Genomic DNA, 14,826 nt, shown 5'->3' on the forward strand with positions numbered 1-14,826 from the left:
GGCGTGGGTGCGATGCCGTTGCTTGCGGGGGCCGTGGAGGCTTTCACCAAACAGCTGAAGCCGTCCGGGCGTATAAGCAAGAGCGGGAGCGGAAGTGACCGCGCCTGCCGGGCGCACCGCTGGGGTTGTACCGTCGAGCCAGCGAGAACGGAGGCATCCTCAGATGGCCGAGCAAGCCAAGACGGAGTCGCACGATCCGGATTTCCCGGAGGCGTTTCTGCAGTTCATGCGCAGTGGCTGGCGGGAGGATCCGCTCGCGGTGACGCCGCTGCCAGAGGTTCCCAACTACGCCAAGCGGCGGGCGGCGCTCTCCGAGGCGTTCCCGGGTGAGACGCTGATCATTCCGAGCGGCAACGAGAAGGTGCGGGCGAACGACACCGATTACCCGTTCCGTCCCGGCAGTGACTTCTTCTATCTGACCGGCGACCGTGACCCGGACAGCGTGCTGGTGCTGCTGCCGACCGGTTCGGGGCATGACGCGGTGCTGTTCACGCGGGAGCGCAACTCCAAGGAGACCGACCGGTTCTTCCGGGACCGCAACGGTGAGCTCTGGATCGGGCGCACCCACACGCTCGCCGAGAAGTCGGCTGAGCTGGGTGTGGACACGGCGTCGCTGGGGCAGCTCGGCACGGTGCTGGCCGGTTCGGCGCCGGGGCGCACCCGGGTGCTGCGCGGCCTCGATGCGAACGTGGACCGGGCGGTGCTGGCCTACGAGCCGAACCGGGAGAAGCCCCGCGACCGCGAGCTGGCGTGGGTGATCTCCGAGCTCAAGCTGGTCAAGGACGAGTGGGAGATCGGCCAGCTGCAGGCCGCGATCGACGCGACAGTGCGCGGCTTCGAAGACGTGGCCCGGGTGCTCCCGGCCGACCGTCCGGTCAAGGAGCGGCTGCTGGAGGGCGTGTTCGGGCTGCGGGCGCGGCACGAGGGCAACGACGTGGGTTACAGCTCCATCGTCGGTTCCGGGCCGCACGCCACGATCCTTCATTGGGTACGCAACACCGGCGTCACCACTCCCGGCGAACTGCTGCTGATGGACATGGGTGTCGAGGGCAACAACCTCTACACCGCCGACGTGACCCGCACGGTGCCGGTCAACGGGACGTTCACGCCGCTGCAGCGCCAGGTCTACGACATCGTGCACGCGTCGCAGCAGGCCGGCATGGACGCGATCCGGCCGGGTGTGAAGTTCAAGGACATCCACCAGACCTGCATGCGCGTGCTCGCCGAGGGTCTGAACGATCTCGGCCTGCTGCCGGTCAGCGTGGACGAGGCGATGAGCGAGAACAGCACGGTCTACCGCCGGTGGACGCTGCATGGTTTCGGCCACATGCTCGGCATCGACGTGCACGACTGCTCGAACGCCCGCAAGGAGTCGTACCGGGACGGTGAGCTCAAGGAAGGCTACGTGCTGACCGTCGAGCCGGGTCTCTACTTCCAGGCCGAGGACGACCTGGTCCCGGCCGAGTTGCAGGGTGTCGGCGTCCGGATCGAGGACGACGTTCTGGTCACCAGCGACGGCTGCCGCAACCTGTCGGCCGGCCTGCCGCGCTCCTCCGGTGAGGTCGAGCAGTGGCTGGCGTCGCAGCGCGAAGCGGGACCGCGGTTACCTGTGTGACGTTTGTGACGTGTTGCTCCGCGCTCGCGCTGGGCAGAGTGGTGGCATGACCACGTCCGAGCCCGCCGTAAGGCTTCGCGCCTACGGCGGGCTCCGCATGTGGCGTGACGGCGTCGAGGTCGATATCGGACCGCCCCGGCAGCGGGTTCTGCTCGCCGCGCTGCTCGCCGCACGCGGTGGGGTCGTCGGCATCACCGAGCTGGTCGAGCTGATCTGGGGCGCCGAGCCGTCACAGAGCGCTGTCAACCAGCTGCACCGGCTGGTCGGGCAGGTACGCCGCCTGTTCGAGCCCGATCTGCCCAGCCGGGCGACGGGCCGATGGGTGCATCCGGCCGGTGAGGGATATCGGCTGGTCGCGGACGCTCTCGATACCGACCTGGCCGCGACGCCGTCGCTGGACGCCGTGCAGGAACCGGCCTTCGCCGGGCTCGACCCGGAGGTGCTGGAGCACCCGCTGTTCGTGACGATCGCCCAGGAGCGCATCCAGATCGCGGTGGACGCCGCCGACCAGCCCAGCGCGCTGAGCGGCGTCCAGCGGATCGCGGCGTCCGCGCCGCTGCACGAGCCGCTGCAGGCCCGGCTGATCCGGCTGCTGGTGCTCTCCGGGCGCCGTGCCGAGGCCCTGGTGCTCTTCGACGAGGTGCGGCACCGGCTCGCCGACGAACTGGGCACCGATCCGGGCGCCGAACTCCGCGCGGCTCACCTGCTGGCGCTGGAGGACGAGCAGCCGGCCGCACACCGCCCTGTTCAGCTTCCCCGCCGGGTCGCCGGGTTCGTGCCCCGCCATGACCTCACGTCGGCCCTCGACGCCCAGGCCAACAACGCCGCGATCGTCATTCTCAGCGGCATGGGTGGCGTCGGCAAGACGGCCGTCGCCGTGGACTGGGCGCACCGGCTCGCCCCGCGCTTCCCGGACGGCCAGCTCTATCTCAACCTGCGCGGCTTCGACCCGAGCGGCCGCCTCGTCGACCCGGTCGACGCGCTCAACACCCTGCTCGAATCGGTCGGTGTCTCGCTGGCCTCGCTCGGTGGCACCGGCCTCGACGCGCGGGCCGCCCGGTTCCGGTCCGCCCTCGCCGACCGCAAGATGATCGTGCTGCTGGACAACGCCCGCGACTCCGAGCAGGTCCGGCCGCTGCTGCCCGGCGTACCGGGCTGTCTCGTCGTCGTGACCAGCCGCAACCGGCTGACCGGCCTGGTCGCCCGGGAAGGCGCGCGGCCCGTGCACGTGAACCGGCTCGGTGACGCGGCCGCGAGCGAACTGCTGGCCAAGCGGGTCGGCTCGGCCCGGCTCGCCGCCGAGCCGGCGGCGAGCCAGGACCTCGTGCGATTCTGCGCGGGACTTCCGCTCGCGCTCGCGATCGCGGCGGCCCATGCTTCGGTACGCCCGGACATGCGGCTCAGTGAGTTCGTCGAAGAGCTAGAACTGGACGCCCTCTCCACGGGCGAGTCCGGGGACGACGTGCGATCCGCGTTCTCCTGGTCCTACGAGGCGCTCAGCCCGGCTGCCGCCCGGCTGTTCCGGCTGCTCGCCGTGCACCCCGGGCCGGAGATCTCGATCGCGGCGGCGGCAAGCATCGCCGGGGCCGGCCCGAAAGCACGGTCGCTGCTCGCCGAGTTGAGCGCGGCAAACATGCTGACCGAGGCGGACGGGCGCCGGTACACGATGCACGACCTGCTGCACGCGTACGCCGACGAGCTGCTGGAGAGCTCCGGCGAGCGGCTCGACGCGGAGAAACGCCTGGTCGAGCACTATGTGCGGAGCATCCGGCACTCGTACCTGATGTTCGGGCGGCCGCAGGTCACCTACCTCGGGCCGCCGTCGGCCGGGATGACGATCGAGCGGCCGGCCGACTTCGCCGCGGCCCTGGAGTGGTACCTGCGGGAGAAGCTCACCCTGCGCGCCGTCATCGACCTGGCGCTGCTCCGCCGCTGGCATCGCGAGGCCATCGAGATGGTGCTCGACCTGCGAGCCGCCCGGGGTGCCGTGGTGGAGCCGCCGGCCGACTCGGCCGAGCAGTCCGAGCGCGCGCTGAAAGCAGCGCAGTCGCTCGGCGAACCGGTCCTGGAAGCCGGGATGCTGCGGGAGAGCTCGATCGGGCTGCACTCGACCGACCCGAATCAGTTCCGGTCCCGGCTGGAACGGGCGCTGGAACTCTACGAAAGCATCGACGACCTGGCCGGGCAGGCGATGGTGTGGCGCAACATGGCCTGGTCGACCACGGCCGAGCCCTCGGAACGCCTGATGTACGCGAAACGGGCGGTCGACACGGCCGAGCTCTGCGGCGAGCCGAGCGTGCTGGTCTTCGCCCTCGCCGCGCTCGGCTCCGAACTGCGTGACCAGGGTGACCTCGCCAGCGCCGCCGATGCCGCGCTGGAGGCCCACGAGCTCGCCGTCCAGGCCGACGTCCTGGACATGTCGGCGCAGACCGCCGTGAAACTCGCCGAGATCAAACTCGCCCTCGCCGATCACTCAGCTGCCGTCCGGTACGCCTCGACGGCCCTCGACCTCACCCCGCCGGCCGAGGTCTTCACGCCGTTCCAGGCCAGCGCGATCCTCGCCGAGGCCACGCTCGCCCTCGGTGACACCGCCCGGGCGTCCGCCGTCGTGTCCACGTTCCGGCAGGCCGCTGCCCAGCACTCGCACATCTACCGGGTGGTCTGGGGCGACGACGAGGTCGACGCGGTGATCTCCCGGGTGGATGCTTGTGCATCATCGATGCACTGAATTTGCACTGACTCAGAGTTTTCTCATCCTCGACCCGCTGTCCGAGGACGAGGAGAACCACGATGAGCTACCAGGGGCTGCGTTTCATGGGCGGACCGACCGGTGAGGTCCGGATCCGGATCTACCGGCCCGCCGGTGCGACCGGCCCGCTGCCGGTGGTGCTCTACACGCACGGCGCGGGCTGGGTCTTCGGCGACTCCGCGGTGCAGGACGGGCTCGTCCAGGACCTGACCGCACAGTCCGGCGCCGCGATCGTCCTCGTCGAGTACGACCACTCCCCCGGCGTGCGGTACCCGATCGCGCTCGAACAGGTCTACGCCGCGCTGGACTGGATCGTCGTGCACGGCTTCCTGCACGACCTGGACGCCACCCGGATCGCGGTCGCCGGTGACTCGGTCGGCGGCAACATGACGGCGGCGCTGTCCGTGCTGGCGAAGCAGCGCGGCGGGCCGGAGATCCAGGCCCAGCTGCTGTACTACCCGGTCACCGACGCGTCGTTCGACACCGACTCACAGCACAGCCACTGGCTGCGAGTCGACGCGCCCCGGGACGAACCGGCGCGGGCCGGTGCCGGCGTGCTGAGCGGGCTGCCGCCGGCGCTGGTCATCGTTCCGGAGGCGGACGTGCTGCGGGCCGAGGGTGAGGCGTACGCGGCCACGCTGCGGTCCACCGGCGTGCCGGTGACGGCGGTCCGTTACCAGGGGATCATTCACGACTTCGCGCTGCGTGCCACGAACGCGGTGACCGCGGCGACGGCTCAGGCCGGCGAGTTCCTCCGCGCCGCCCTGAGCCCCGAACTTCAGACCTTGTAGTCAGCTCTTGTAATCGGAGACAATCCAGCACTCGGCACCGGCAGCGGTGTCTGTCACATTGATTGTCACCTTTGTCGGATGGCCATCTTCACGAGAGAACTCGGTCGCCACCTCGGCGCCGTCCTCACTCGCGGTCTGCGCCATCTCGACCAGCTCGGCGAGGGTCGGCACCTCGATCTCCTCGCCCTCCTCGCCGGTCACCGGGCCGAGATCCACCTCGGCCGAGGGCGACGGCGACGCCACCGGAGCGTCCACCCGCTCGGCCGCCGACACGACACCGCCGGTCACCGTGGCCTGATAGGTGCCGAGAGGCGCGTTCGCGTCACAGCCACGGATCAGCTTGTAGGTGTAGGAGCCAGGTTCGGTCCATGCCGGAGCCTCTCCAGCGGGCGCCGCTGACGCGGACTGCCCGGGATCAGTGAACTCCGGCTTCTTCTCCTCGGACGTGCAACCGCCGACGAGAGCTACCAGGACCAACGCGCACAGGGCACGCTCGAGCCGCACCAGGACCTCCGATTCGCGGGCCACACCGACTGCCGGCAGGACCACCGCGCCGCAATCTAGCTCATCCTCACCACGGCTCGGTGATCACGCCCGGCAGGTCCCGGATCGCCACCCGATCCTCGGTGGACAGCACCGTGAGCATCTGCTCGGCCTCGGCGAGGCTCGCGTGCCTGCCGATCGATGCCTGCGCCTCGGTGTCCGGGGTCTCCAGCCAGAGGCGGCCGTTCTCCCAGCGCATCTGCACGATGCCGCCCGAGCGGCCCACTGCGGAAAGCCATGATTCGGTACGCGTGGGCAAGCGCCGCAGCACGTCCAGCGTCTCCGGCAGAGTCATCCCGATGGGGTCCTGCTGCGTTCCGTTCGGCAGGCTCTCGTAGGAGACGTCAAGCGAGGGCGGCCCGTCGGGTTCGGGGTGACCGGGGTACCCGGCCATCCGCCCGTGCCTTCGCCGCGACCAGCGCAGTCTTATCCCGACCCGCTCGTTGGGCGAGCCGTTCCAGTAGACGTCCAGCCCCTCGGCCCGCAGCGCGGCCGCCACCTCGGCGCCGATCTCCGCGGTCGGCGGGGCGCCGAACAGCCCGAACGCGATCCGCAGGTCACCCGAGTCGACAGCGTTCTCGGCGTCCTGCTGGTGGTAGAAGGCGTAGCCGCGGCCGGCGCCCTCTCCCCCGATCTCGGCAACCCCGCAGTTCTGGCAGCAGGCGAAGTCCTCCCGCGCGACGATCCCGGCCAGGTCGAGAGCCCGGAACGCGTCGGTCAGCCGGTCGCTGTCGGTCCGCGCCGGCCACGCCGTCTGTGTCTCCCGGTGCGCGGCGAGATGCACCCCGGCGAGCCGGGCCGCCTGCGCCCGGATCGTCTCAGGGTCGCCCTCGCCGGCCAGGTGGTCGACGCAGTCGCCGACGAGCGTGTCGTAGTCGTAGCAGCCCCTGGCCACGGCGACACGAAGAAATTCGTCGGCGGTTTCCTCCGATGACATGCCGATCAGGATGCGTCACTGACGAAGACCGCCACGGAACGGGGTGGGACGGTCAGCAGATCGGCGGCCGCTGTTGCCGTACGCAGGACCGGGTCCGCCGACTCGGCCAGCTCGGGATGCAGCCGCAGAACGGGCAGATCCGGCACCCGCTGCTCGGCGGCGTCCTCGGTGCCGTTGAAGACGACAACGATCGTCGCCCACGGCGAGTCCAGGCCGGTGGCGTCGAGGGACATCACGATCACGCCGGGCGTCTCGGCCGAGCCGCTCAGCGGGAACGTGAGCCGGCGCTGCACCTCGTCGGCCGTCGGCAGCCCGAAGACCGGCGACGAGCGGCGGATGCGCAGCAGCTCCCGGTAACGCTCGGCGGCCAGCTCGATCACATCGGGCGGCGGGATCAGCTCCGGCGAGGACAGCAGCGGGCGCGCGAACGACCACGCGTCGCTGTTGTCGGAGTACGGCGGCAAGCCCACCCCGAAACCGTTGCCGAGCGCCGGGTCCCAGCGGATCTGGTTGAACCAGTCACCCGAGTTGAACGAGTTGCGGTCCAGCGACTTCGACCGCAGACGGTCACTGCCGAGGGCCACGAATCCGGCGCCCTGGCTCAGCACCACCAGCGACAGGGCGAGCACCTGCATCCTGGCCCGGTCCAGCGGGGCCATGCCGGCCGGGAGCTTGAAGGCCATCGCGTCGTACAGAATCTCGTTGTCGTGGGCGTCGACGTAGTTGATCGCCTCGCCCGGATCGTGGGCGTAACCGCTGGGTGAGCCGTGGTAATCGATCTGCGCGCCGCTGAGCTCGACTCCCGTGTGCGTCGTGAAGCGATAGGTCGCCAGGGCGCCCGAGAGTCCGACTTTGATCTGGTCGTGCAGCCAGAGCGGCGTGCCCGATCCGAGGCCGCTCGCGAAACCCCGCACACCGGGGTCGCCGGACGAGCCGCCGCCGCGGATCGCGTCCCGGAGCCGGTCGTTGAACGTCCCGATCCCGGTGCCGGCCATGTTGACCTGGGTGGCCTGGGCGAACCGCGCGTCGTACGCGACCTCGCCGAAGTTCCACCCCTCGCCGTAGAGACAGATCTCCCGGCCGTGCTCGCCGAGCCGGTCCAGAGCTATCCGCGCCTCCAGGATGTTGGCACGCGGATGGTGGCCCATCAGGTCGAACCGGAAACCGTCGATCTTGTAGTGAACCGCCCAGGTCACCAGCGATTCGATGACCAGCTTGCTCATCATCATGTGCTCGGTCGCGGTGTTCGGGCAGCAGGTGGACTCGGCGGTGCTGCCGTCGGCGAGCAGCCGGTGGTAGTAACCGGGCACCAGCCGGTCCAGGACGCTGAACCGGTCGAGGCCGTCGCCCATCGTGTGGTTGTAGACGACGTCGAGGACCACGCGCAGCCCGGCCGTGTTGAGCGCGGCCACCGCCGAGCGCAGCTCCAGGATCCGCCGCTCACCGGACGGGTCGGTGGTGTAACTGCCCTCCGGCGTGGTCCAGTGCCACGGGTCGTAACCCCAGTTGTAGCCGTCCTCGTCGGCGATCGCGGCGATGGCCTGCTGCTGCTCCGGCGAGTCCGGCGGGAACGACGCCAGGTCGCAGGCCGGAACCTTCTGGTCGGCGCGCCGGTCCGGGACGGTGGCGAAATCGTTGATCGGCAGCAGGTGCAGGTGGGTGAGCCCGGCGCCGGCGAGCGACCGCAGGTGCCGCATCCCGTCCGAGGAGTCCCGGGCGAACGCCGCGAAGGTTCCCCGTTCGGCAACCGGAACCGAGGCGTCGAAGATGGAGAAGTCGCGGACCGAGACCTCGCCGATCTGCATCCGGGCCGGTGCCACGGCCGCCGGCTTCTCCAGCCGGTCCCAGCCGGGCGGCTTCAGCGCCGGATCGGCGAGATCAACGAGCTGGCTGTGCGTGGAGTCGGCGGCGAGCGACACCGAGTACGGGTCGGTCACGCTGGTCGTGACGATCCGCTGGGCCGCCGGGTGCCAGATCTCCACCTGGTATCGGTAGTACCGGCCCAGCCACTTGCGCTTCGCCGCGATCGACCAGATGCCGGTGACCTGGTCGCGGTCCATCGGCAGGACCCGGGGCTCGGCACCGGGTTCCCGGAACAGCTCCAGCTTCACCGAGATGGCGGTCGGCGCCCAGACCGACAGCTGCGGGCGGTCCTCGTCGCCGAACGTCAGGCCCAGCTCGGCGTCGGCGGCATCCGCGTACAGGTCGTCGAGGACGCCGGCCAGCTGCACCGAGGTGAGCGCGGTGACCTCGCCGTTCTCGTCGGTGCCGGTGATCACGAGCTGGCCGCGGAGCAGGTCGCCGAGGGCGGCGTCGCCCATCTCCCGGATGGCGAAGGCACGGTACGCGCGCAGATGCGGGAAACGGCGGCTCTGCGCCTGGAAGAGCCCGCCGGGCCGGGGCACCAGCGCGAGCTCCTGACCGTTACTGGTCAGCGTGAACGACACCGCCCGCGCCGCGAACCAGTCCGGCAGCGCGATCGTTCCGCGGTCCACGAACACGCCGTACGCGCGGGCCGGGTCCAGCTCCGGGCCGAGGGTGCCGAGATCGGGCCGGACCGGGGCCGCGACACCGGCGACCATCCACAGCTCGCGGGCGATCGTCAGGTCCAGGCGCTGGTCGTCGGGCAGGTCCTTGACGTCGCCGCGGTGCACGACGAAACGCAGGCCGGCGGCGTCGGGGCGGACCGTGATCTCGAAAACCGCGCCGAAGGCATCGAAGCGGGCCGGTGCTGTGGGCGTACCCCAGCGGGTTTTCTCCTTGACCGGGACGCCCTCCCAGCAGTGCAGGCCCCAGCCGGTGTAGTCGCCGTCCGGCCGGCGGTAGTGAATGACGATCTTCTCAGGCTGCTGCGGAGCAGGCGGCGGATCCTGGAGACGCCGGTCGTTGGCCGTGATCCAGATTTCCGACTTTTCCGCAATATCAACCCAGCGGTCGACGTCTACGTCTTTGGCGCCATAACGATGGACGACCAGGAACCCGACTTCGCGGGCGTTCTCCGCCAGCCGCACCCAGGCAAAACGCCCGTTTTCGTCTTCGCCGTCGAAAGGGGCGCCACCCGGATAGATCATCTCGTCGGCCACGTCGCCCCAGGCGTGCAGCGACCAGTCGGAGTAATCACCATCTGGCCGGTGATAGTGCACGATGAGCCATTTCGGGCGGGTCCGGCTCTGCGGCGGGTCAATCGCGGTCGCAGTGATCTCGATCGTCGTCACCGGACCATGGTCGCAGAGCAGGGCTCAACGTGTGGCTATGACCGTGGTGATCAGCGGACCGTCCGTGCCGGTGCGGATCAGGTACCGATACCGCTCGCCGGGCACCGCACCACCCTCGTTGTCGAGGTACTCCCACTCGACCGACACCAGCGTGAGAGCCTTGGAGAGTTGCTGCACGGCGAGCAGCTGCGCGTGCGCCGCGACGATCCGATGCTCGCGGTACGCGGGCGCGGCCCCGAGAAACGACAGCGCCACCGCGGCCGGCGAACTGAACGTGAAGCTGTACGTGTCGGAGACCACGAGCCCGGGTAGTGCGTGGCAGTTCGCGATGGCCGCGACATCGCCGGTGGTGAGTGCCGCGCCGTAACGCCCGAAGAAGTCGGTGAGCTCGTCGGTGTCGACCGATGCCGTCATGCGGCGCGTATGCCCATCTATCAAAAATCCCAAACGCCGCTGGGACTGAGAGGATCGGCAGGTGGACCCCGCCTTGCGAGAGTTAGCAAGACGGACGTACGGTTTACAGAAGACGTGAACCGAGAGTTAGGCCTACCTAACCCGCAGGTCGCCCTTTCGGTGCGAAAGACTTGACTTCCAGTCGCTGGGTGTGAAGGAGAAGACGGTGGCCAGCCTCGACACCTTTGGTGCGAAGAGCGAGCTGCGCGTCGGAGACGCGAGCTACGAGATTTTCACGATCGACAAGGTGAAGGGGCACGATCGTCTGCCCTACTCCTTGAAGATCCTCCTGGAGAACCTGCTGCGCACTGAGGACGGCGCGAACATCACCGCCGACCACATCAACGCGCTCGGCAGCTGGGACCAGAACGCCGACCCGAGTGTCGAAATTCAGTTCACCCCGGCACGGGTGCTGATGCAGGACTTCACCGGCGTTCCCTGCGTGGTCGACCTGGCCACCATGCGTGAAGCGGTAAAGGACCTCGGTGGCGACCCCACCAAGGTCAACCCGCTCGCGCCGGCCGAGCTGGTCATCGACCACTCGGTCATCGCCGACCTGTTCGGACGCGAGGACGCGTTCCAGCGCAACGTGGAGCTGGAGTACCAGCGCAACCGCGAGCGCTACCAGTTCCTGCGCTGGGGACAGACCGCGTTCAACGAGTTCAAGGTCGTCCCGCCGGGCACCGGCATCGTGCACCAGGTCAACATCGAGTTCCTGGCTCGCACGATCATGGAGCGCAACGGGCAGGCGTACCCGGACACCGTGGTCGGCACCGACTCGCACACCACGATGGTCAACGGCCTGGGTGTGCTGGGCTGGGGCGTCGGCGGCATCGAGGCCGAGGCCGCGATGCTCGGCCAGCCGGTCAGCATGCTGATCCCGCGGGTCGTCGGCTTCAAGCTGTTCGGCGAGGCGCCGGCCGGCACCACCGCCACCGACCTGGTCCTGACCATCACCGAGATGCTGCGCAAGCACGGTGTGGTCAGCAAGTTCGTCGAGTTCTACGGCCCCGGCGTGAGCGTCGTGCCGCTGGCGAACCGGGCCACGATCGGCAACATGTCGCCGGAGTACGGCTCGACCGTGGCGATCTTCCCGATCGACGAGCAGACGATCGACTACCTCAAGCTGACCGGCCGGTCCGCGGAGGAGATCGCCCTCGTCGAGGCGTACGCGAAGCGGCAGGGCCTCTGGCTCGACCCGAACGCGGAGCCGGACTACTCGGAGAAGCTCGAACTGGACCTGTCGACGATCGTTCCGTCGCTGGCCGGCCCGAAGCGTCCGCAGGACCGGGTGCTGCTCAGCAACGCGAAGCCGGCGTTCCGTGAGGCGCTCGGCAACTACGTGACGCCGCACGGCCACGCCGATGAGGCCAGCGAGGAGTCGTTCCCGGCTTCCGACGCGCCCGCCAACGGCGTGTCCGATGACGCGGACAAGCCGCACATCTTCAGCGCTGCCAAGACCGGCGGTGGCCGGGTCTCCAAGCCGACCCTCGTCAAGGGCGAGGACGGCCAGGAGTACGAACTCGACCACGGCGCGGTCGTCATCGCCGCCATCACGTCCTGCACGAACACCTCGAACCCGCAGGTCATGATCGGCGCGGCGCTGCTCGCGAAGAAGGCCGTCGAGCGTGGCCTGACCCGCAAGCCGTGGGTCAAGACCACCCTCGCGCCCGGTTCCAAGGTCGTCTCCGACTACTACGACCGGTCCGGCCTCACGCCGTACCTGGACAAGATCGGTTTCAACCTGGTCGGTTACGGCTGCACGACCTGCATCGGCAACTCGGGCCCGCTGCCCGAGGAGGTCTCGGCGGCGATCAACGAGGCCGACCTGACCGCGGTGTCCGTCCTCTCCGGCAACCGGAACTTCGAGGGCCGGATCAACCCGGACGTCAAGATGAACTACCTGGCGTCCCCGCCGCTCGTCGTCGCGTACGCCCTGGCGGGCTCGATGGACATCGACATCACCACCGAGCCGCTCGGCACGGGCTCGGACGGCAAGCCGGTGTACCTCAACGAGATCTGGCCGTCCGCCAAGGAGATCGACGACACCATCGCGCAGGCGATCGGTGCCGAGGGCTTCAGCACGGCGTACCAGAACGTCTTCGCCGGCGACGAGCAGTGGCAGTCGCTGCCGACCCCGACCGGCAACACCTTCGCGTGGGCCAGTGACTCCACCTACGTGCGGAAGCCCCCGTACTTCGAGGGCATGTCGGCCGACCCGTCGCCGGTCAACGACATCGCCGGCGCTCGCGTGCTGGCGAAGCTCGGCGACTCGGTCACCACCGACCACATCTCGCCGGCCAGCTCGATCAAGCCGGACTCCCCGGCCGGTAAGTACCTCGCCGAGCACGGCGTCCCGCGCGCCGAGTTCAACAGCTACGGCTCGCGCCGCGGCAACCACGAGGTCATGATCCGTGGCACGTTCGCCAACATCCGGCTGCGCAACCAGCTGCTGAACGATGTCGAGGGTGGCTTCACGCTCAACCACCTGACCGGCGAGCAGACCACGATCTTCGACGCGTCGGTGGCGTACCAGGAAGCCGGCATCCCGCTGGTCATCCTGGCCGGCAAGGAGTACGGCTCCGGCTCGTCGCGTGACTGGGCGGCCAAGGGCACCATGCTCCTCGGCGTCCGCGCCGTCATCGCCGAGAGCTACGAGCGCATCCACCGCTCGAACCTGATCGGCATGGGCGTGCTCCCGCTGCAGTTCCCGGCGGGTCAGACCGCCGAGTCGCTGGGCCTCACCGGCACCGAGACCTTCGAGTTCACCGGTGTCACCGAGCTCAACAACGGCACCACCCCGCGCACCGTGAAGGTCACCACGGACACCGGCCTCGAATTCGACGCCGTCGTCCGGATCGACACCCCCGGCGAGGCGGACTACTACCGCAACGGCGGCATCCTGCAGTACGTCCTGCGCAAGATGCTCCGCAGCTGAGGTTTTTGCTTCTTCGGAAACCCCGTCTCACTTCGAGGCGGGGTTTCCGCTTTTCTCGGATTTGCTGTCGTCGCGCCGATCCGCCTCCTCCGCCGCCGCTTGGGCTTCATGATCACGACCGACCTGCTCCAGGAACACCGCATGTCGCCGCAGGTCAGCGGCCAGCTGCTGCTCAGCGCTACGCCGATGATGCGCCACACACTCCGTGCTCAACTCGACCGCGTCGGCCCAGCGCCCCAGCTCATAGAGCCGATCGGCATGCTCACTCAACGACTGCCCGAGCCGCTCGTCCGCACCGGGATCCCGCCCGGCCAGAGTCCGCCACATCGCCAGCGCCCGCTCACTGATCACCACGGCCTCGGCATGCTCCCCGGCCTCGGCGAGCCCGGCCGCGAGAGCCGACATCCCCCGTGCCAGCACCGGCTCCGGACAGGCCTCGACGATCCCGGTAGCCTCCCGCTCGGCATCCAGCGCCTCCGCCAGCCGACCGGCCTTGACCAACCGATTGGCAAGCGTCACCAGCGCGGTAGCCAGCAACTGCCCCCACGCGGGATCCGCTCTCGCCAGCCCGGCAGCCTCAGCCGCGAGCGCGAGTGCCTCATCCTCCCGAGCGAGCACGGCGACATAACCCGACTGGTTGTCCAGCGCCCGCACCAGCACCGGCTCCGCCGCCCGAACCCCTTCATCCACGAGCTCCCGCAACATCCGGACGGCCTCACCCCCACGCTCAGCCGCCCGCGCTGCGTCACCCACCCGAAAAGCACGCGCGGCCGCGTCCACCGCTTCCACCGCTCGGCGCGTACTCACGCCCCCGTCACCGGCCGCCTGCCGCAGCCTCTGAATCCAGCCCACGCCAGAAATCTAAAAACACCGATCAACACCGTCAAATCCATGTCGCATCCAGTCAGTGGCCCAGACCGCTGCTCCCGCCGAGGGCCCGGCCCGGTTCGCTGGCCGCTACGCGTCCAAAACGCTCCCCGCCCCAGGCGACCTGAGCAATCACTCCCGCTCCCCCTCCTATCACCCCCGCCCCCAAAAAAGGCAGGCCCACCCCCACTGCCCAGCCCAGCACACACCCAGCCCGTCCCACGGGCGACCCAGCACGCGGACAGTCCGGGCAGCGCGTGCCGCAGGCCGCGGGCGCAGGCCGGCTGGCGCAGGCCGGCTGGCACTGGCCGGCTGGCACTGGCCGGCTGGCACTGGCCGGCTGGCACTGGCCGGCTGGCACTGGCCGGCTGGCACTGGCCGGCTGGCGCAGGCCGGCTGGCACTGGCCGGCTGGCACTGGCCGGCTGGCACTGGCCGGCTGGCACTGGCCGGCTGGCACTGGCCGGCTGGCACTGGCCGGCTGGCACTGGCCGGCTGGCGCAGGCCGGCTGGCACTGGCCGGCTGGCGCAGGCCGGCTGGCACTGGCCGGCTGGCGCAGGCCGGCTGGCACTGGCCGGCTGGCGCAGGCCGGCTGGCGCTCACGGTTGCCTTGAAACGTTGCAGCGCGACCGTAAGCGCGAGCCGCTCGAAACCGGCTGGCGCTCAGGGCTGCCCTGAAACGTTGCATCACGACCGCAAGCGCAAGCCGGCCGAAACC

At 69.6% G+C, this 14,826-nt stretch carries 9 protein-coding genes; 4 read left to right on the forward strand and 5 right to left on the reverse strand.

Going from position 1 to position 14,826, the window contains the following annotated elements; genetic code table 11:
- Positions 1 to 163: 163 nt before the first annotated feature.
- From B0I29_RS17980 to B0I29_RS17990, 3 genes are all read left to right on the forward strand, one after another.
- Positions 164 to 1,615: an aminopeptidase P family protein gene (locus B0I29_RS17980; RefSeq protein WP_111650137.1), complete on the forward strand. Its 1,452-nt coding sequence runs from the start codon at positions 164 to 166 to the stop codon at positions 1,613 to 1,615.
- Between the two features lie 46 nt (positions 1,616 to 1,661).
- Positions 1,662 to 4,343 carry an AfsR/SARP family transcriptional regulator gene (locus tag B0I29_RS17985; protein ID WP_111650138.1) on the forward strand — a complete coding sequence of 894 codons (2,682 nt, stop codon included), beginning with the start codon at positions 1,662 to 1,664 and terminating at the stop codon, positions 4,341 to 4,343.
- A 62-nt stretch (positions 4,344 to 4,405) separates the two neighbouring features.
- Positions 4,406 to 5,155, forward strand: a complete 750-nt coding sequence (locus B0I29_RS17990; RefSeq protein WP_111650139.1) for an alpha/beta hydrolase — start codon at positions 4,406 to 4,408, stop codon at positions 5,153 to 5,155.
- Here B0I29_RS17990 and B0I29_RS17995 read toward each other — a convergent pair whose 3' ends face one another.
- Genes B0I29_RS17995 through B0I29_RS18010 form a run of 4 tightly spaced genes read right to left on the reverse strand, consistent with a single transcriptional unit; the run spans position 5,156 to position 10,264 of the window.
- Complete coding sequence (locus B0I29_RS17995) at positions 5,156 to 5,704, reverse strand: hypothetical protein (RefSeq protein ID WP_245972597.1); 549 nt, start codon at positions 5,702 to 5,704, stop codon at positions 5,156 to 5,158.
- 22 nt (positions 5,705 to 5,726) lie between these two features.
- The gene (locus tag B0I29_RS18000) at positions 5,727 to 6,635 is read right to left on the reverse strand and encodes a DUF6891 domain-containing protein (RefSeq protein ID WP_111650140.1); all 909 of its coding nucleotides are present in this window, start codon (positions 6,633 to 6,635) and stop codon (positions 5,727 to 5,729) included.
- Positions 6,636 to 6,640: 5 nt separating this feature from the next.
- Entirely contained in the window at positions 6,641 to 9,850 is a 3,210-nt protein-coding gene (gene pulA / locus B0I29_RS18005; RefSeq protein ID WP_111650141.1) for a pullulanase-type alpha-1,6-glucosidase, read from the reverse strand.
- Between the two features lie 24 nt (positions 9,851 to 9,874).
- On the reverse strand, positions 9,875 to 10,264 hold the full coding sequence (locus tag B0I29_RS18010; protein WP_111650142.1) for a hypothetical protein: 390 nt from the start codon (positions 10,262 to 10,264) through the stop codon (positions 9,875 to 9,877).
- Positions 10,265 to 10,454: 190 nt separating this feature from the next.
- On the opposite strand from B0I29_RS18010, the gene acnA reads away from it, so the two are divergent.
- Positions 10,455 to 13,241: an aconitate hydratase AcnA gene (acnA, locus tag B0I29_RS18015; protein WP_181557853.1), complete on the forward strand. Its 2,787-nt coding sequence runs from the start codon at positions 10,455 to 10,457 to the stop codon at positions 13,239 to 13,241.
- 27 nt (positions 13,242 to 13,268) lie between these two features.
- Here the strand turns inward: acnA and B0I29_RS18020 are convergent, their stop codons facing one another.
- Positions 13,269 to 13,946 carry a tetratricopeptide repeat protein gene (locus tag B0I29_RS18020; protein WP_220091338.1) on the reverse strand — a complete coding sequence of 226 codons (678 nt, stop codon included), beginning with the start codon at positions 13,944 to 13,946 and terminating at the stop codon, positions 13,269 to 13,271.
- Between the last annotated feature and the right edge of the window lie 880 nt (positions 13,947 to 14,826).

Origin of the sequence: Actinoplanes lutulentus (assembly GCF_003259845.1) — a bacterium.
GTDB lineage: Bacteria > Actinomycetota > Actinomycetes > Mycobacteriales > Micromonosporaceae > Actinoplanes > Actinoplanes lutulentus.

Excerpts from the sequence above, each read along its gene's own strand:
- B0I29_RS17980 (WP_111650137.1), top strand. The coding sequence starts at position 164 with ATGGCCGAGCAAGCCAAGACGGAGTCGCACGATCCGGATTTCCCGGAG.
- B0I29_RS17985 (WP_111650138.1), top strand. The coding sequence starts at position 1,662 with ATGACCACGTCCGAGCCCGCCGTAAGGCTTCGCGCCTACGGCGGGCTC.
- B0I29_RS17990 (WP_111650139.1), top strand. The coding sequence starts at position 4,406 with ATGAGCTACCAGGGGCTGCGTTTCATGGGCGGACCGACCGGTGAGGTC.
- B0I29_RS18000 (WP_111650140.1), bottom strand. The coding sequence starts at position 6,635 with ATGTCATCGGAGGAAACCGCCGACGAATTTCTTCGTGTCGCCGTGGCC.
- B0I29_RS18010 (WP_111650142.1), bottom strand. The coding sequence starts at position 10,264 with ATGACGGCATCGGTCGACACCGACGAGCTCACCGACTTCTTCGGGCGT.
- B0I29_RS18020 (WP_220091338.1), bottom strand. The coding sequence starts at position 13,946 with ATGTTGCGGGAGCTCGTGGATGAAGGGGTTCGGGCGGCGGAGCCGGTG.